Annotated in this window: 19 protein-coding genes; 16 read left to right on the forward strand and 3 right to left on the reverse strand. The window is 38.2% G+C overall.

Annotated elements, in window-relative coordinates; genetic code table 11:
* Positions 1-7 precede the first annotated feature (7 nt).
* Positions 8-985 carry a pyruvate dehydrogenase complex E1 component subunit beta gene (locus ABVM50_RS01400; RefSeq protein ID WP_405199646.1) on the reverse strand — a complete coding sequence of 326 codons (978 nt, stop codon included), beginning with the start codon at positions 983-985 and terminating at the stop codon, positions 8-10.
* A 308-nt stretch (positions 986-1293) separates the two neighbouring features.
* On the opposite strand from ABVM50_RS01400, the gene ABVM50_RS01405 reads away from it, so the two are divergent.
* From ABVM50_RS01405 to ABVM50_RS01455, 11 genes are all read left to right on the forward strand, one after another.
* Positions 1294-2040 carry an electron transfer flavoprotein subunit beta/FixA family protein gene (locus ABVM50_RS01405; protein ID WP_141878618.1) on the forward strand — a complete coding sequence of 249 codons (747 nt, stop codon included), beginning with the start codon at positions 1294-1296 and terminating at the stop codon, positions 2038-2040.
* Between the two features lie 46 nt (positions 2041-2086).
* Complete coding sequence (locus ABVM50_RS01410) at positions 2087-3055, forward strand: electron transfer flavoprotein subunit alpha/FixB family protein (RefSeq protein ID WP_405199647.1); 969 nt, start codon at positions 2087-2089, stop codon at positions 3053-3055.
* A gap of 86 nt (positions 3056-3141) precedes the next feature.
* Positions 3142-3768 carry a bifunctional nuclease family protein gene (locus tag ABVM50_RS01415; RefSeq protein ID WP_141878620.1) on the forward strand — a complete coding sequence of 209 codons (627 nt, stop codon included), beginning with the start codon at positions 3142-3144 and terminating at the stop codon, positions 3766-3768.
* A 6-nt stretch (positions 3769-3774) separates the two neighbouring features.
* Entirely contained in the window at positions 3775-5478 is a 1704-nt protein-coding gene (locus tag ABVM50_RS01420; protein ID WP_405199648.1) for a NupC/NupG family nucleoside CNT transporter, read from the forward strand.
* Between the two features lie 86 nt (positions 5479-5564).
* Complete coding sequence (locus tag ABVM50_RS01425; protein WP_405199649.1) at positions 5565-6548, forward strand: YihY/virulence factor BrkB family protein; 984 nt, start codon at positions 5565-5567, stop codon at positions 6546-6548.
* Positions 6549-6642: 94 nt separating this feature from the next.
* Positions 6643-7467 (forward strand): thymidylate synthase, encoded by an 825-nt coding sequence (locus tag ABVM50_RS01430; RefSeq protein ID WP_405199650.1) that lies wholly within the window; start codon positions 6643-6645, stop codon positions 7465-7467.
* Between the two features lie 70 nt (positions 7468-7537).
* The gene (locus ABVM50_RS01435) at positions 7538-7948 is read left to right on the forward strand and encodes an energy transducer TonB (RefSeq protein ID WP_405199651.1); all 411 of its coding nucleotides are present in this window, start codon (positions 7538-7540) and stop codon (positions 7946-7948) included.
* Complete coding sequence (locus ABVM50_RS01440; protein ID WP_405199652.1) at positions 7949-8719, forward strand: energy transducer TonB; 771 nt, start codon at positions 7949-7951, stop codon at positions 8717-8719.
* 89 nt (positions 8720-8808) lie between these two features.
* Positions 8809-9972: an ergothioneine biosynthesis protein EgtB gene (gene egtB / locus ABVM50_RS01445; protein WP_405199653.1), complete on the forward strand. Its 1164-nt coding sequence runs from the start codon at positions 8809-8811 to the stop codon at positions 9970-9972.
* Positions 9973-9978: 6 nt separating this feature from the next.
* Positions 9979-10947 carry an L-histidine N(alpha)-methyltransferase gene (locus ABVM50_RS01450; protein WP_405199654.1) on the forward strand — a complete coding sequence of 323 codons (969 nt, stop codon included), beginning with the start codon at positions 9979-9981 and terminating at the stop codon, positions 10945-10947.
* 12 nt (positions 10948-10959) lie between these two features.
* A complete protein-coding gene (locus ABVM50_RS01455) occupies positions 10960-11241 on the forward strand; it encodes a DUF427 domain-containing protein (protein ID WP_141878627.1) in 282 nt (93 codons plus the stop codon).
* Positions 11242-11244: 3 nt separating this feature from the next.
* Here ABVM50_RS01455 and ABVM50_RS01460 read toward each other — a convergent pair whose 3' ends face one another.
* Positions 11245-11535 carry an isoamylase early set domain-containing protein gene (locus ABVM50_RS01460; protein ID WP_141878628.1) on the reverse strand — a complete coding sequence of 97 codons (291 nt, stop codon included), beginning with the start codon at positions 11533-11535 and terminating at the stop codon, positions 11245-11247.
* Between the two features lie 178 nt (positions 11536-11713).
* Positions 11714-12790: an aminotransferase class V-fold PLP-dependent enzyme gene (locus ABVM50_RS01465; protein ID WP_405199655.1), complete on the reverse strand. Its 1077-nt coding sequence runs from the start codon at positions 12788-12790 to the stop codon at positions 11714-11716.
* A gap of 63 nt (positions 12791-12853) precedes the next feature.
* Between ABVM50_RS01465 and ABVM50_RS01470 the strand changes: the two genes are divergently transcribed.
* The 5 genes from ABVM50_RS01470 to fabD all read left to right on the forward strand — a co-directional run bounded on the left by ABVM50_RS01470 (position 12854) and on the right by fabD (position 16219).
* A complete protein-coding gene (locus ABVM50_RS01470) occupies positions 12854-13318 on the forward strand; it encodes a 2TM domain-containing protein (protein ID WP_299154628.1) in 465 nt (154 codons plus the stop codon).
* 2 nt (positions 13319-13320) lie between these two features.
* Positions 13321-13818: a dihydrofolate reductase gene (locus tag ABVM50_RS01475; RefSeq protein WP_405199656.1), complete on the forward strand. Its 498-nt coding sequence runs from the start codon at positions 13321-13323 to the stop codon at positions 13816-13818.
* Positions 13790-14647: a fructosamine kinase family protein gene (locus tag ABVM50_RS01480; RefSeq protein WP_405199657.1), complete on the forward strand. Its 858-nt coding sequence runs from the start codon at positions 13790-13792 to the stop codon at positions 14645-14647. Before ABVM50_RS01475 ends, ABVM50_RS01480 begins: the two co-directional genes overlap by 29 nt.
* 96 nt (positions 14648-14743) lie before the next feature.
* On the forward strand, positions 14744-15244 hold the full coding sequence (locus ABVM50_RS01485; protein WP_405199658.1) for a pyridoxamine 5'-phosphate oxidase family protein: 501 nt from the start codon (positions 14744-14746) through the stop codon (positions 15242-15244).
* 96 nt (positions 15245-15340) lie between these two features.
* Positions 15341-16219 carry an ACP S-malonyltransferase gene (fabD, locus tag ABVM50_RS01490; RefSeq protein WP_405199659.1) on the forward strand — a complete coding sequence of 293 codons (879 nt, stop codon included), beginning with the start codon at positions 15341-15343 and terminating at the stop codon, positions 16217-16219.
* The last annotated feature ends 103 nt before the right edge of the window (positions 16220-16322 follow it).

Genomic DNA, 16322 nt, shown 5'->3' on the forward strand with positions numbered 1-16322 from the left:
AAAAGGTTTACTTGTACATAACCTTTTTCACAGCTTTAACAACATCCTCACTATTTGGCAACCATTCTTTCAGAAGAACAGGTGAATAAGGTGCAGGTGTATCTGCTGTATTGATCTTTATGATTGGCGCATCCAGGTAATCGAATGCTTTAGATTGTACCTGATATGAAATTTCTGTAGAAATATTTCCAAAAGGCCATGATTCTTCAAGGATCACTAGTCGGTTCGTTTTCTTAACTGATTCAATGATGATATCAATATCCAAAGGACGAATCGTTCTAAGATCAATGATCTCACAAGAAATATCATCTTCAGCTAAAGTTTCAGCTGCTTTATAAGCTTCTTTAATTATTTTTCCGAATGAAACAATAGTTACATCAGAACCTTCACGTTTGATATCGGCTTTACCAATTTCAATAACATACTCATCTTCAGGAACTTCACCTTTATCTCCATACATTTGTTCACTCTCCATAAAGATCACCGGATCATCATCACGAATCGCAGCTTTCAATAATCCCTTAGCGTCGTACGGGTTGGATGGAACGATCACTTTAAGACCTGGCGTGTTTGCGAACCAGCTTTCGAAAGCCTGTGAGTGAGTCGCTCCCAATTGACCTGCAGATCCTGTTGGTCCACGAAATACAATTGGAATATTAAATTGCCCACCACTCATCTGGCGCATTTTTGCAGCGTTATTGATAATTTGATCAATCCCTACAAGTGAGAAGTTAAAGGTCATGAATTCAATAATAGGACGGTTACCATTCATGGCAGAACCAACTCCTATTCCAGAAAATCCAAGTTCAGCGATTGGAGTATCTATAACTCTATCCGGACCAAATTCGTCAAGCATACCTTTGGAAGCTTTATAAGCACCATTGTATTCAGCAACTTCTTCACCCATTAAATAGATACTGTCGTCGCGACGCATTTCTTCGCTCATCGCCTCAGCAATAGCTTCTCTAAATTGAATTGTCCTCATTATGTAAAATCTTAATTTTAATTCCTGCAGAGCAAAAATAGTAATTCATTAAGGTAAATACCATAATTGTAAGCAAAAATTTAGGGGTCGCAGAGTTCTTCGGAAATGCTAATATCGTGAATAATGAGAATCTCATTATTTTACTTAGTTTTATACATATTGCGCATTAAAACATCTACAAAACCAAAAATCAACTAAAAATTGACTGATTCTTTTGGTTAAATTTATTATGCATGCATAGCTTTTTTTGATATAAAATACTTACCTTCGTCTGCGAAAACGTTTTATTAAAAAAAAGAACCTTATATATGAAAATCTTAGTTTGTATTAGTCATGTACCTGACACTACATCCAAAATCAATTTCACGGAAGGAGACACGAAGTTTGATACGAATGGTGTTCAATTTGTAATAAACCCGAATGACGAATTTGGTCTTACCAGAGCGATGTGGTTCAAAGAAAAACAAGGTGCTAGTGTTGATGTTGTAAATGTTGGTGGAGCTGAAACCGAGCCTACACTTAGAAAAGCACTTGCAATTGGAGCAGATACAGCAATTCGAGTAAATACTCCTGCAACTGATGGATATCAGGTAGCAAAGGAATTAGCCAAAGTCGTTAAGGACGGTGGTTATGATCTTGTTATTGCCGGTAGAGAGTCTATTGACTATAACGGTGGAATGGTTCCGGGAATGTTAGCCGGAATTCTGGATGCTAATTTCATTAATAACTGTATTAGCCTTGAGATCGATGGAGACAAAGCGAAAGCACTTCGTGAGATCGATGGCGGTAAAGAAACTTTAACTGCTTCTCTTCCTCTTGTTATTGGAGGTCAGAAAGGATTAGTTGAAGAATCTGATCTTCGTATCCCGAACATGAGAGGTATTATGCAAGCGCGTAAAAAACCCCTGAATGTTGTGGAACCTGCGGAAACTTCAGTAAAAACCGAAGTAGTAAAATTTGAGAAGCCTGCACCTAAAGGAGATGTAAAATTAATTGATCCTGACAATCTGGATGAATTGATCAACTTGCTTCACAACGAGGCAAAGGCGATCTAATCAAAATTCAGAATAAAATAGATTCAGGAATTAAAAAATTTAGAAAATGTCAGTTTTAGTATATATAGAATCAGAAGAAGGAAAATTTAAGAAAGCCTCATTCGAGGTTGCGTCTTACGCAAAGGAAGTTGCAGGTATGCTGGATACCAGTGTTACTGCGATTACCTTTAATATAGATGACGTATCAGAACTGGGAACCTACGGGGTTGACAAAGTTTTGAAAGTAAATAATGATAAGTTGAAGAATTTTAATGCTGAAGCATATTCTGATGCCATCAAACAAGCAGCAACTCAGGAAGCTAGCAAGGTTGTAGTTCTTAGCCAGAGTGCGAACAGCAAATATCTTGCACCATTACTTGCAGTGCATCTGGAAGCTGGTTACGCATCAAATGTTGTTGCATTGCCAGAGAGTGCAGATCCATTTACAGTTAAAAGAACTGCTTTCACGAATAAGGCATTCAACTTCACCAAGATTGATACTGATGTAAAAGTGCTTGGAATATCCAAGAATGCATTCGGTCTTAAAGAAGCTCAGGGAGCTGCAGCAGATGAAAACTTCAGCCCAAATCTTTCAGATGAAGATTTCGCAGTAAATGTGGAATCTGTAGATAAGGCTACCAATAAAGTAACGATCGCTGATGCTGAAACTGTGGTTTCAGGAGGTAGAGGACTTAAAGGTCCTGAAAACTGGGGAATGATCGAAGAGATGGCAGAAATACTAGGAGCTGCAACTGCATGTTCCAAACCAGTTAGTGATATGGGATGGAGACCTCATAGTGAACACGTGGGTCAAACAGGTAAGCCTGTAGCATCTAATTTATACATTGCAATTGGTGTATCTGGAGCAATCCAGCATCTTGCCGGTATTAATGCTGCCAAAACCAAAGTGGTAATCAACAATGATCCTGAAGCGCCTTTCTTCAAAGCTGCAGATTACGGGGTAGTTGGAGATGCTTTTGAGATCGTACCGAAGCTAAATGAAAAATTGAGGGAATTTAAAGAGAAAAACGCATAATTTTTCTAAATTGCGACCCATAAAAGGGCTGTCTAGATCTGGTAATTTTGTCCTTATTTAGACAGCCTTTTTAATTTTCACGAAGCATGAGTTTAGTTCGTCTGAACATAAAAGGAATATCTTACAGTCAAACACAAAATGGAGCTTACGCCCTGATCCTTAATGAGGAAGATGGTGAACGTAAGTTACCAATTGTTATTGGAGCATTTGAAGCACAATCTATTGCGATAGCATTGGAAAAAGAGATCAAACCTCCCAGACCACTTACCCACGATCTTTTCAAGAACTTTTCAGATCGATTCTCGATCACGGTAAAGCAGGTTATCATTCACAAACTGGTAGACGGTGTATTTTACTCCAGTCTTATTTGTGAACGTGAAGGTGTTGAAGAAGTTGTAGATGCCCGAACCAGCGATGCAATTGCACTTGCACTAAGGTTTGACGCCCCAATTTTCACTTACAAAAACATTCTTGATAAAGCTGGAATTTTCCTGAAAGCAGACGAGAGTCAGCGTGCTAAGGAAATGAAAGACGAAGAGGAAATAATCGAAGAAGAACTTCTTCGCGAAGACATTGAAGTGAAAATGGACAGCGATTCAGGTTTCAGTAAAATGTCGCTGGAAGAACTTAATGAGCTACTTGCCCAGGCTGTGAATCAGGAAGATTACGAAAAAGCCGCTCGTCTAAGGGACGAGATCTCCAAAAGAAAATAATCTATAATGAATAAACTCTGGTGTTGCCTGTTTCTGGTCTTGATTTCTATTGCATCAGCTTCTTCACAAACCATTTCTAAATCCTGGACTCTGGAAAATTCAACTGAATTTCAAGAGAATTCAGTTTTTCAGGATGTTGAAGAAGTTCATTTTAACGAAGGTAGCTTCCTTTTTCTGGCAAATTCTGAACAGGATACTATTGCTTCCGGAGATTATCTTTATCAGAAGAAATTACTGGTACTGTTTTATAACTCACCAAAAGATACTATTCAGAATCTTAGGGTGACTGGGATTAGTGATCAAAAACTAAGTATTAAAGGCAGAGATAACACCTTCGAACTTTCGGCAAAACCAAAACTTGCTGAAGATGTAATCCCGGTTAAAGCTGCGAAGCAAATGATACCTAGTCAGGGAATGTCCACTTCAAGTTTAATTAGAGGTGTACTTGGTATGTTCGTTCTACTGCTCATCGCATTCCTTTTCAGTAATAACCGAAAAGCAATTAGCTGGAAAACTGTTGGTATAGGATTAGGAGCACAACTAATACTGGCTATTGGTGTTTTAAAGATCACCGTAGTTCAGAAAGTATTCGAATTCGTAGGAAAAGTATTTGTTTTGATCCTCGATTTTACCGCGGCAGGAAGTGAATTCCTGTTAGGCGGAATGATGGATGTGGACAGTTTTGGATTTATATTTCTATTCCAGGTACTACCTACCATTATCTTCTTCTCAGCATTAACATCTGTATTATTCTATCTTGGAGTGATCCAGATCGTTGTAAAAGGAATGGCCTGGGTACTTACCAAATTAATGGGAATCTCCGGACCAGAAAGTCTCAGTGTCGCCGGGAATATTTTTCTTGGTCAGACCGAAGCTCCTCTAATGATCAAAGCATACCTGGAACGTATGACCAGGTCTGAAATTCTACTGGTAATGATTGGTGGGATGGCTACTGTAGCCGGCGGTGTACTCGCAGCATATATTGGATTTCTAGGTGGTGACGATCCGGAATTAAGACTTCAATTTGCTAAACACCTGCTTGCTGCTTCCGTAATGGCTGCTCCTGGTGCTATCGTAATTTCTAAAATTTTATATCCTCAGCAGGAGGCCGTAAATACAGATGTTGAGGTTTCTTCAGATAAAATTGGAAGTAACATTCTGGATGCCATCGCAAATGGTACTACGGAAGGTTTAAAACTGGCGGCGAATGTTGCAGCGATGCTACTTGTATTCATCGCATTTATCGCAATGATTAATTTTATCCTTGGTTATTTAGGCGCGCTTACTACTTTAAACAGCGTAATGGCAGAATATACTCCATATTCTAAATTCTCACTGGAATCGATTTTAGGAATCATCTTTTCTCCTTTGATGTGGATCATAGGTGTGGCAAAAGAAGATATGATGCTAATGGGACAGTTGCTTGGAATTAAACTGGCAGCAAGTGAATTTGTTGGATATGTTCAACTGGCAGATCTTAAAAACCCTGCAAATGCATTAAGTCTTAATTACGAAAAGTCGGTCATCATGGCTACCTATATGCTCTGCGGATTCGCCAATTTTGCATCCATTGGGATTCAAATTGGAGGAATTGGATCATTAGCTCCAGGACAACGTAAAGTTCTTTCCGAATTCGGGATGAAAGCATTAATTGGTGGAACTCTTGCTTCACTTTTATCTGCGACGATCGCCGGAATGATCATTGGTTAACAGCCTAATTTTTAGAAAACTTTGTAATCTCATATTCTTCAGCAGCCTGAAAATGTGCTAATTTGCCGTGCTCAGTAAAACTGAATATGGAAAAAGCAGCTAAGAAAAAGGGATATAGAGGAGAGAATGCGGAATGGCCGCACCAGATACCATTCAAAGGATGGGTAGATATTGGAAAGCGGGTTTATAAAGAGATGTCGGTAGACCACGTTCAGATTGTTGCTGCCGGTGTTGCCTTTTATTTTTTCCTATCCATTTTCCCAACCATTGTAGTAGCTATTTCTATCTACAGCCTTGTTTTAGACCCCGCACAGATTCAGGAACAATTATCCAGACTTACTTTGATACTACCGGAACAGGCGTATGGTATGATCACCGATATTCTCAATCCGGTCATAGAACAGGATCGTGAAGAAATTGGTTGGGGCTTGATCATTAGCATCCTGGTGAGTATCTGGAGTGCGAACAAGGGAACCAGCGCATTGTTTCAGGGTGTCAATATCGCTTACGATGAAGTTGATACTCGTGGGATCATCAAAAAGAATTTACTCACTTTGCTTTTTACATTAGCAGGTGTTGTGGTAGGTCTATTAAGTTTGCTTATCGTTATATTCTTCCCGCTACTCATTAAAAACTTTGGTCTTACACCTGGTCTGGAACATATGCTAACCTGGTTACGCTGGGTTTTCCTGGGAATCATTCTAATTGTGATGCTAAGTATGGTGTATAAACTGGCTCCAAACCGAACAAATCCAAAAATGCGCTGGGTGAGCTGGGGAGCGATCCTGGGAACTATCTTCTGGTTGGGAGGCTCTATTGCATTTTCCTGGTATGTCGGAAATTTTGGTAGTTATGATGATCTCTACGGAAGCTTCGCCGCAGTTGCAATTCTAATGTTATGGCTATTTCTTACCGCTTTTATTGTTTTAATGGGTGCTGAAATTAATTCTGAAATGGAACACCAGACTAAAATCGATTCTACGATTGGTGCTGAAAGACCTATGGGAAAACGAAATGCTTACCATGCGGACAGATGTGCGGTAGTTGAAGATGGTGAGGAAGAATGCTAAATTAATTTAGATTGGATTAGAATTCAGTGTAAAGTTTGACCGATTTTCTTATTTTTATTGCTCGACATTTCGCTCAATAATCAAGCTACTTTTCATGAAACAATACCACGATCTTCTCAAACATGTACTTGAAACGGGTGCTCAAAAAGGTGACAGAACCGGCACTGGAACACAAAGCGTTTTCGGTTATCAGATGCGCTTCGGACTTAGTGAAGGCTTCCCTATGGTTACCACCAAAAAGCTTCATTTAAAATCAATCATTTACGAATTACTGTGGTTTTTAAAAGGAGACACGAACATTGAATATCTAAAAGAAAATGGCGTAAGAATATGGAACGAATGGGCAGATGAAAATGGTGATCTGGGCCCTGTCTATGGACATCAATGGAGAAACTGGAATAGCGAGGAGATCGACCAGATCAAAGAGATCGTAGAGACTTTAAAAACAAATCCTAATAGTAGAAGAATGCTGGTTTCTGCCTGGAATCCTTCAGTGCTACCGGATACTTCGGTTTCATTTTCAGAAAATGTAGCAAATGGAAAGGCGGCTTTGCCTCCCTGTCATGCATTCTTCCAGTTTTATGTAGCAGACGGAAAACTATCCTGCCAGTTATACCAGCGAAGTGCAGATATTTTTCTTGGAGTCCCATTTAATATTGCATCATATGCCCTACTCACTATGATGATGGCTCAGGTATGCGGGTACGAAGCTGGTGACTTTATCCATACTTTTGGTGATGCACACATCTATAGCAACCATATGGAGCAGGTGGAACTTCAGCTGAGTAGAGAACCAAGAGAACTTCCTCAAATGAAACTAAATCCTGAAATAAAAAACATCTTTGATTTCACGTTTGAAGATTTCAGTTTAGAGAACTATGATCCACATCCGGCGATCAAAGGTAAAGTAGCAGTTTAATAGCCAGAATATTATTCAGTCCATCGTGGCGGGATAATTGCAATCTTTAGAATGAACCAAAATTGAAAACATGAAAAATATATTTTTAGTAGCATTGTTATTTATAGGATTCGTAGCCTTCGCTCAAGACGATGTATCGGTAAAAGGAAATACAGTTTCTATGAAAGAAACTGCGCCTGTCTGGCCTGGTTGCGAAGCAAGTGAAGACACAAAAACCTGTTTCAATTCCATGTTAATGAAACATATCAAGGAAAACTACAAGTATCCAAAAAATGATAAGGGCGAATACATTAGAGGAAAAGCAACAGTTTCATTAGTTGTAAACGAAGAAGGAAAAGTGGTGGTTAAAGAAGTCACCGGCAAACATCCAAAGATCAATAATGAAGCAAAAAGAATGATCGAAGCGATACCAACGATGACACCAGGACAGCTCGCTGGAAAGCCAAGAGCGATTAGCTACAAAATCCCCTTAACTTTCTAAATGAAATCCATAAGTTTTTTAAGTATACTGTTTTTATTTTCATACCCTATTCAATCTCAAAATTCTGAAATAGTTGCATGGGATGAAGTGGAAAAAACTCCAGTTTTTGTGGGTTGCTCAGAATCTGGAAATATTAGTATGTGTTCTAAGAAAGCATTTATTGATTTTGTGATCAATCAATTTAATCACGAATTGATTTCAGGATCTGAGTCTGCTTATACCTTAAATTTTAGGATCATTATTGGTACAGATGGCAAATTGCGATGGTCATCTGTAAAAGGTAATAATGATGAGATAGAATTGGAAGGACGTAGGATCTTGTCCAATTTACCCGTCTACAGCCCAGGATTGGTGAATAATCAGCCGGTAAATGTTATGGTTTCGTACAGGATTGAATTAGAGAAACAAAATGAGATTTCTAATATTAGATCTGTAGACATCCCGCCTATACCTCGTAATTGTGAGAATAATGATGATAAAAGAATCTGTTTATCTGAAAACATTTCGCGTTATGTCAATAGATCTTTCAATACTGATATTCTGAGATCAAAGAAAAAAGGCAACTCGATATTTCGAACTACAGTGCATTTTGTTATTAACGAGCAAGGTAAAATTGTTGATGTGACAGCAGATGGAGAAAATGAAGTATTCAACCAGGAAGCTATTCGAGTAGTAGGTACTATTCCTTCCATGCAACCGGCAATACTTAATGACAAACCTGTAGCGGTCACTTATAGTCTGCCAGTTGTAGTCGGAATTTCAAACATTTAACACTTTAACTCGACCTTAACGAGTTACTTGTGAACTCATTTTGAAAAAATTGTAAATTTGAGTGATACCAAAAAGTATCGCTCATTTTTATGTTGTCACAATCCGAATTACTACACCTTTTCAAAGAAACCCGAAAAGATTCAGAAAATATTTGCTCCTTCCTGGAAACTGAAGATTATGTGGTACAACCCATCGTAGATGTTTCACCTCCTAAATGGCATTTAGGACATACCACCTGGTTCTTTGAAGAATTTATTTTAAAAAAATACGCAGAGAATCATTCGCTGTTCGATGAAAATACTGCATTTGTTTTCAATAGCTATTACGAAAGTGTTGGTGAAAAAGTAGTGCGTACAGACAGGGGAAATCTTTCGAGACCAACTGTTGCCTGGATCTATAAATTTAGAGAATACGTTACAACCGAAATTATCAGATTGCTGGAAAATAGTACGCTTTCTAGCGAAGCTTTAGGCGTCCTGGAAATTGGTTGTCATCATGAAAAACAGCATCAGGAACTGTTGTATGCAGATATCAAGTATATTTTAGGAAATAATCCCCTAATGCCTGAATACAATCAGCAGTTTGAAGAAAATCCTGTTCAGGATTTTGAACGAGAATGGCTTGATGTTCCAGAAGGTATTTATGAAATTGGTCATACTTCAGAAGATTTCTGCTACGACAATGAATTGGGTATCCACAAAACTTATCTACACGATTTCAGTATTTCGAATAAACTCGTAACTAATTCAGAATACATGGAATTTGTTGAAGCTGGCGGATATGATGATGTTCTTTTATGGCACGCTGAAGCCTGGGATTGGGTCAACATCAATGAAATTAAAACGCCATTTTACTGGCATAAGATCGAGAACAAATGGCATCAATATACCTTAGGAGGATTAAAGCCTTTGAATCCTGATGCTCCAGTTACTCACATTAGTTATTATGAGGCTTTCGCTTTTGCTCAATGGAAAGGTATGAGATTACCAACCGAGCAGGAGTGGGAAATTGCTCAAAAGGATTTTGATTGGGGAAGCAGATGGGAATGGACAGAAAGCGCCTATTCACCTTATCCAAATTATCAGAAAGCAGACGGCGCCCTTGGTGAGTACAATGGGAAGTTTATGGTAAACCAGAAGGTTCTTCGTGGAGCTTCAGTCGCTACTTCCAGCAAGCATAGCCGTTATACTTATAGAAATTTCTTCCATCCACAATTAAGATGGCAGTTTACGGGCTTCAGACTCGTTAAATAATATTATATGAAAAATCAATCTGCAACCATGTTCGAATCTGTCTTTGCTGAAGACACGCATAAAGGACTTACCAGCTATCCAAAATTTTTGCATTCCAAATATATCTACGATAAAAAAGGAGACAAATTATTTCAGGAGATCATGGCGATGCCTGAATATTACCTTACCAGCTGTGAATTCGATATTTTAAAACAGAACAAGACTGATATCGCTAAGATTTTCAGCAGTGAGAACGATTTTGATCTTATTGAACTTGGCGCAGGAGACGGTAAAAAGACCAAGCTTCTTCTAAAGGAACTGGTCGACAAGAATTATAAGTTCAACTATTTGCCTGTAGATATTAGTCAGAATGTGCTGGATGAGCTTGAAAATGCGTTAAAGGATGAAATTCCGCAAGTATCTGTCAAAACTCAACAAGGGACTTATTTTGAGACACTGGAGAAACTTGCAGAGTATAATTCCAGGAAAAAAGTCATCCTTGTTCTGGGTAGTAATATTGGTAATCTTTCTCATAGTGAAGCCGTAGATTTTCTTCGGAATATTGCTGTTGCGATGAGCGATGACGATATGTTATTTATGGGTTTTGACCAAAAGAAGGACCCACAGATCATCATGAATGCTTATAATGATCCAGCTGGTATTACTGAAAGATTTAATAAAAACTTACTGGTAAGAATCAACCATGAACTGGACGGTGAATTTGAAGTAGAAAAATTCAAGCATTGGGAAACTTATGATCCAGAAACTGGTACTGCCCGCAGTTTCTTGGTGAGCAAGGAAGAGCAAAGAGTTAAGATCAATAAACTTGAACTGGAAGTAAAGTTCGATGCATGGGAGAGCATACATACCGAGATTTCTCAAAAATATGATGATGCAATAGTAAGCTGGTTAGCAGATGAAGCCGGATTAGTAGTTGAGCGTAATTTTGCAGATTCAGATAACTCCTTTAAAAATTATATCTTTAGAAGGAAATAAATTTATTGAACTATGAAAGCTATCTGGAAAGGCACCGTCATCGCAGAAAGTTCTGAAACGAGGATCGTTGAGAACAATCATTACTTTCCTCCTGAAGATATTAAGGATAAGTTCTTTAAGCCAAGTGAATTCACTACCCGTTGCCCATGGAAAGGCAAAGCTTCCTATTATGACATAGAGGTAGATGGTGAAAAAAATGAGGATGCAGCATGGTTCTACCCGGAGGCAAGTCACGCGGCTAAACCAATTGAGAATTATGTAGCCTTCTGGAAGGGTGTTCAGGTAACTGAATAGGATCTAAACACTTACCACACTATTATCATCTCCCGCGAAATCATTCCACTTGTAGGCATCTGCAGCTGGATCGTTTTGCCACTGTCCGTCTACAAGATATCTGAATTCGTATGCTTTATCTACTGGTAAATTAAGCTGAGTCTTGAAATTACCATTTTTATACTTCTTCAATTTTGCTGGTTTCCAGTCATTGAACTCACCCACTAATTCTACCTGATCTGCTTCTTTCGCAGGAAGGTTAAAAGTGATCTTACATTCCGGTTTGGACTTCAGGTATTGCTTGCTAATTGGCATAGTTTTAATTTAATGATTGACTCTTCAAATTAAATTAAAATATACTTGTAAACCAATGCATATCAGCGTTCTACATCATTTTTATAGAATTACTAATTTTAGTTATTTATAGAGATAATTCTTTAATCCGAAAACGGTTTTGGAGTTGAAAACATTAAATATCTGCAGAATTTTAAGATTAAATTCCGAGCACGTTAAACAGCTTATTCAGGTCTTTTTCAGAATTAAAGTAGTGTAAACTAATTCGAATTCCGTTTCCTCTCATGGAAGTGATAATATCTTCTGATCTCAATTTCTGAAATAGTTGTTCATCGCCCTTGATATTAAATAGAGATGAATAGATCTCTCTTTCTGCAACCCATTCTTCTAGTAAACCAGCCGATTTAAACCTTTCCCGGGCTATATGCCTCAGCTTGGAAATCTGACCTTCAATAGGATCCCAGCCAATCTTCTGAATAATTTCAATCGCAGTTTTTAAGCTTCCGAAGTTAAGCGTATCATAATGACCCGGTTCGAACTTCCCAAGAAAATTTCCTTCATTTTCTTTGTACTTCCCTTGCAGCGAACCGAAACCAAGATGTTTAGGATTCAGTCTTCCTTCTACACGATCGCTTAATAACATAAAACCGTTACCGTAACCAGCATTCATCCATTTGTAGCAACTGGAGATCGCGATATCCAATCCGCTATTTTCAAAATCAAATGCTTCAGTTCCAAAGTATTGAGTCCCGTCGCCAATAAGTAGAAGATCCGGGAATTGCTGTTTTATATCATTTATAAAATTTGAACTCAGTTGCACCCCATTTATGTACTGCACAATACTAAAAGCAAATATGTCGGGTTTGTTTTTTTTGATGGCTTCGAGAATATTATTTTCCAGATCTTTATCCAGGTTTGCATAACAGACTTGAAAATCTCTTGATTCCACCGGCCAGTTGATCGAAGGATAATCATCCTTAAGCAGTAGAATTTTGGCACCCGAATCGATTCCTTCCAGGATACTATTGAAGCCATAGGAGAAATTTGGAATCAAAGCCACCCGGTTTGGTGCACAGTGATATAAAGAACCTATACTTTCCCGTACCCCTGTAAGCATCTCTCCCATTTTCTCTTTCAAAACACTTGCTTTTAAGAAAAAATCCATGTCATGATCCTGCCTGAATTCCCAAACTTTTTCGGGAAGTAAGCCGCAAGCAGCCGTGTTGAAGTATGTATATTGCTGAAGTACAGGAAAGCCTTTTCTTAAATTATCCATAAGCTATTGGAAGTTCTTTTGATAAAAATGTAAATTTGAAACTACACTAAGGTACTTTTTATTATGTTTTCCAAAAAGAAAAACGAATCCAAAATAGATTATGAACAAAGGGAGCTCTATGAGAATGCCAGGCAGAGAGCAAGACAGAAAAAAAGACTGTTCCGGCATTTTGTAATATTTTTAATTGGTGCCGCTTTTCTTATTGTATTGAATGTCGTGGTGGGTTACCAGGAAGATTTTAAACCCCTTGGATATAACTGGTTTGTTTGGGCCGTTCTACTATGGACGCTGTTATTCCTGATCCATTTCTTCAATGTCTTTATCATTAATAGTTTTATGGGAAAAGACTGGGAAGCAAAACAGGTGGACAGACTGGTTAAAAAACAGCAAGAGAAAATCGCTCAACTTCAAACCAAAGTAGAGAAAGACCATCCACTACCCGATCGTAGCACTCACGCAAAAAATACAGATACAGATTTTCAGAACAGAATTACCCCTGGAAATCCGGATAGACCAATAAACAGTTAAATATGATCACAATGATTGCTGCGGCAGCGGAAAACAATGCACTAGGCAAGGACAACGATCTTGTATGGCATCTTCCAGACGATTTCAAAAGATTTAAACGACTTACCTCCGGGCATCATATTATTATGGGTCGTAAAACTTTTGAGTCTTTCCCGAAATTACTTCCAGACAGAACACACGTGATCATTACCCGAAAGGAAGATTACTCTCCTGAAAACACTATTGTAGTACATTCAATGGAAGAGGCATTAAAAGTTTCCAAACTGGATGATGAGGCTTTTATAATCGGAGGCGGCGAAATTTATAAAATGGGGATGGAACATGCGGATAGAATTGAACTGACCCGAGTTCATGGTGAGTTTGAAGCCGACACCCATTTTCCGGAAATTGATACAAGTGAATGGGAAATAGTCAAAGATCAGTTTCATGATAAAGATGAAAAACACGACTACTCGTTTACCTATCTAACCTATGAAAGAAAGCAGGAAAAATCTCATTGAGAGGATTGCTGAAAAACACAGCCTCAATATCCAGAGTTTTAAGCCACTTACTGGTGGAGATATTAATGAGGTCTATAAATTAGAATGTAAGGATCAATCCCTGGTTCTTAAACTTAATTCTGCTTTAAAATTTCCCGGGATGTTCGAGGCAGAGAAAAAGGGCCTGGAATTACTTGCTACTCCTAGAGCTTTTCTAATTCCAAAAGTCTTTGAAACCGCTATTCTTGATGATCATTCATACCTGCTATTAGAATATATCCCGACAGGCACTAAAAATCGTGATTTCTGGAAAGTCTTCGGAAGCCAACTAGCACAATTACATTCTGTGCAACATGATCAATATGGTCTGGATCATGATAATTACCTGGGCAGTCTTCCGCAGCAAAACTCCTATCGTACTGACGCTATTAGTTTTTATACTGAAATGCGTCTTGAACCTCAACTGAAGTTGGCAAGAGAGAAAGGTTACGACCTGCCTGATGCTTCCAGTCTTTTCAAAAATTGTGAATCCATTATTCCGAAGGAAAAAGCATCATTGATTCATGGGGATCTCTGGGGTGGCAATTACCTGGTTGATACGAATGGTGCTCCTTGCATCATTGACCCTGCAGTAGCTTATGCACCCAGAGAGATGGATATTGCCATGACCAGACTATTTGGTGGTTTTGACGATCAAATGATTTCATCGTACCAAGATTATTTTCCTCTGAAAAATGATTGGGAACAAAGAATAGAGCTCTGGCAATTATATTATTTGCTTATGCATTTGAATGTTTTTGGAACTAGCTATAGGTCGCAGGTTACAGAAATCATCCATAAATACTCTTGATTTTACATTTCTTAACAAGACTATCCTCTTTTTTAGCAGTTCCTTAGCTCAGCTTCATTAGTATCTAAAGTATCTTCAACTCAAAATAAAATTACTATGAGTACTAAGAATTTATACGACGATAAGGCAAGAGAAAAAATTAAGGAACTGGCAGAAAATGTAGATTTCTGCATGCTGGTTACGAACATGGATGAAAAACCATTTAGCGCAATTCCTATGTCTACTAAAGAAGTAGATGATCATGGAGCGGTATGGTTTCTAAGCAAGAATGATAGCGATCACAATCGTGATATTGAAAAAGATAAAGATGTGCAATTACTATATAGCGGAACTTCAGATATGGAGTTTCTAAGTGTATACGGTGAAGCATTTATCGAGACCAATAGAGATGTGATCAAGGAATTATATTCTAAAGCAGATAACGCATGGTTTGATGGCGAAGATGACCCAAGTATCACTGCAATCAAAGTAAACCCAAAGGAAGCTTATTATTGGGATAATAAGGATAGCAAAATGGTGACCTTATTCAAGCTAGGAATGGCAGCAGTTACTGGCGATAAACAGGATATTGGCGAAAAAGGAAAGCTAAATGTATAGTTGATTAGCATAAGATTTTTAGATAAGACCTCATAGCGAAACTTCGTTATGAGGTCTTTTTATTTATCCCTATTTTTGTTTCCCTAAATAATCTTTATGAAAGCATACGTATTTCCAGGTCAGGGAGCACAATTCTCCGGAATGGGTCTTGATCTTTACGAAAAATCTCCAGAAGCACAGGCTTTATTTGAAAAAGCAAATGACATCCTTGGCTTCTCTATTACAGATATCATGTTTGAGGGTTCTGCGGAAGATTTAAAACAGACTAAAGTTACGCAACCCGCAGTTTTTATACATTCGGTAATATTAAGTCAAATCTTAGGTGAGAATTTTAAACCAGATATGGTAGCAGGACATTCACTCGGGGAATTTTCAGCCTTGGTTGCGAATAAAACCTTGAGTTTTGAAGATGGTCTTGAGCTGGTTGCTAAAAGAGCGAAAGCCATGCAAAAGGCCTGTGAACTGGAACCATCCACTATGGCTGCTGTGCTGGGTATGGAAGATGAGATGGTAGAATCTATTTGTGCTGAAACTGAAGGCGTGGTAGTTGCTGCAAATTATAATTGCCCGGGTCAGTTAGTAATTTCCGGAGCTTATCCTGCAGTTGAAAAAGCCTGTGAAAATTTGAAAGAGAGAGGCGCTAAACGCGCATTAATACTTCCGGTTGGTGGAGCGTTTCATTCCCCACTCATGGAACCTGCGCGCAAAGATCTTGCTGAGGCTATTGAAAACACGGAGTTCTCCAAGCCTATTTGCCCTATCTACCAGAATGTAAGCACATTTGCAGTTAACGATCCTTCAGAGATCAAGAAAAACCTCGTTTTTCAATTAACTGCTCCAGTTAAATGGACACAATCTGTTCAGAATATGGTCAATGATGGAGCCAGTGAATTTATTGAAGTTGGTCCTGGAAAAGTACTTCAGGGATTAGTAAAAAAGATCAATAGAAGTATGAAAACTTCTTCGGCTACGTAAAATTATAAAAATATAAATCGATTAAATTTTTACGGTTGCTATAAGTTGTAGTATTTTGTGATAGTTTTAAATTTCTACCCTACAAAAAGTTTAACAAACCTTT

Source organism: Christiangramia sp. LLG6405-1, from assembly GCF_045055805.1.
GTDB lineage: Bacteria > Bacteroidota > Bacteroidia > Flavobacteriales > Flavobacteriaceae > Christiangramia.

Excerpts from the sequence above, each read along its gene's own strand:
- ABVM50_RS01410 (WP_405199647.1), top strand. The coding sequence starts at position 2,087 with ATGTCAGTTTTAGTATATATAGAATCAGAAGAAGGAAAATTTAAGAAA.
- ABVM50_RS01465 (WP_405199655.1), bottom strand. The coding sequence starts at position 12,790 with ATGGATAATTTAAGAAAAGGCTTTCCTGTACTTCAGCAATATACATAC.
- ABVM50_RS01405 (WP_141878618.1), top strand. The coding sequence starts at position 1,294 with ATGAAAATCTTAGTTTGTATTAGTCATGTACCTGACACTACATCCAAA.
- ABVM50_RS01460 (WP_141878628.1), bottom strand. The coding sequence starts at position 11,535 with ATGCCAATTAGCAAGCAATACCTGAAGTCCAAACCGGAATGTAAGATC.
- ABVM50_RS01400 (WP_405199646.1), bottom strand. The coding sequence starts at position 985 with ATGAGGACAATTCAATTTAGAGAAGCTATTGCTGAGGCGATGAGCGAA.
- fabD (WP_405199659.1), top strand. The coding sequence starts at position 15,341 with ATGAAAGCATACGTATTTCCAGGTCAGGGAGCACAATTCTCCGGAATG.
- ABVM50_RS01435 (WP_405199651.1), top strand. The coding sequence starts at position 7,538 with ATGAAAAATATATTTTTAGTAGCATTGTTATTTATAGGATTCGTAGCC.
- ABVM50_RS01455 (WP_141878627.1), top strand. The coding sequence starts at position 10,960 with ATGAAAGCTATCTGGAAAGGCACCGTCATCGCAGAAAGTTCTGAAACG.
- egtB (WP_405199653.1), top strand. The coding sequence starts at position 8,809 with ATGTTGTCACAATCCGAATTACTACACCTTTTCAAAGAAACCCGAAAA.
- ABVM50_RS01420 (WP_405199648.1), top strand. The coding sequence starts at position 3,775 with ATGAATAAACTCTGGTGTTGCCTGTTTCTGGTCTTGATTTCTATTGCA.
- ABVM50_RS01440 (WP_405199652.1), top strand. The coding sequence starts at position 7,949 with ATGAAATCCATAAGTTTTTTAAGTATACTGTTTTTATTTTCATACCCT.
- ABVM50_RS01475 (WP_405199656.1), top strand. The coding sequence starts at position 13,321 with ATGATCACAATGATTGCTGCGGCAGCGGAAAACAATGCACTAGGCAAG.
- ABVM50_RS01415 (WP_141878620.1), top strand. The coding sequence starts at position 3,142 with ATGAGTTTAGTTCGTCTGAACATAAAAGGAATATCTTACAGTCAAACA.
- ABVM50_RS01485 (WP_405199658.1), top strand. The coding sequence starts at position 14,744 with ATGAGTACTAAGAATTTATACGACGATAAGGCAAGAGAAAAAATTAAG.
- ABVM50_RS01470 (WP_299154628.1), top strand. The coding sequence starts at position 12,854 with ATGTTTTCCAAAAAGAAAAACGAATCCAAAATAGATTATGAACAAAGG.
- ABVM50_RS01450 (WP_405199654.1), top strand. The coding sequence starts at position 9,979 with ATGAAAAATCAATCTGCAACCATGTTCGAATCTGTCTTTGCTGAAGAC.
- ABVM50_RS01480 (WP_405199657.1), top strand. The coding sequence starts at position 13,790 with ATGAAAGAAAGCAGGAAAAATCTCATTGAGAGGATTGCTGAAAAACAC.
- ABVM50_RS01430 (WP_405199650.1), top strand. The coding sequence starts at position 6,643 with ATGAAACAATACCACGATCTTCTCAAACATGTACTTGAAACGGGTGCT.
- ABVM50_RS01425 (WP_405199649.1), top strand. The coding sequence starts at position 5,565 with ATGGAAAAAGCAGCTAAGAAAAAGGGATATAGAGGAGAGAATGCGGAA.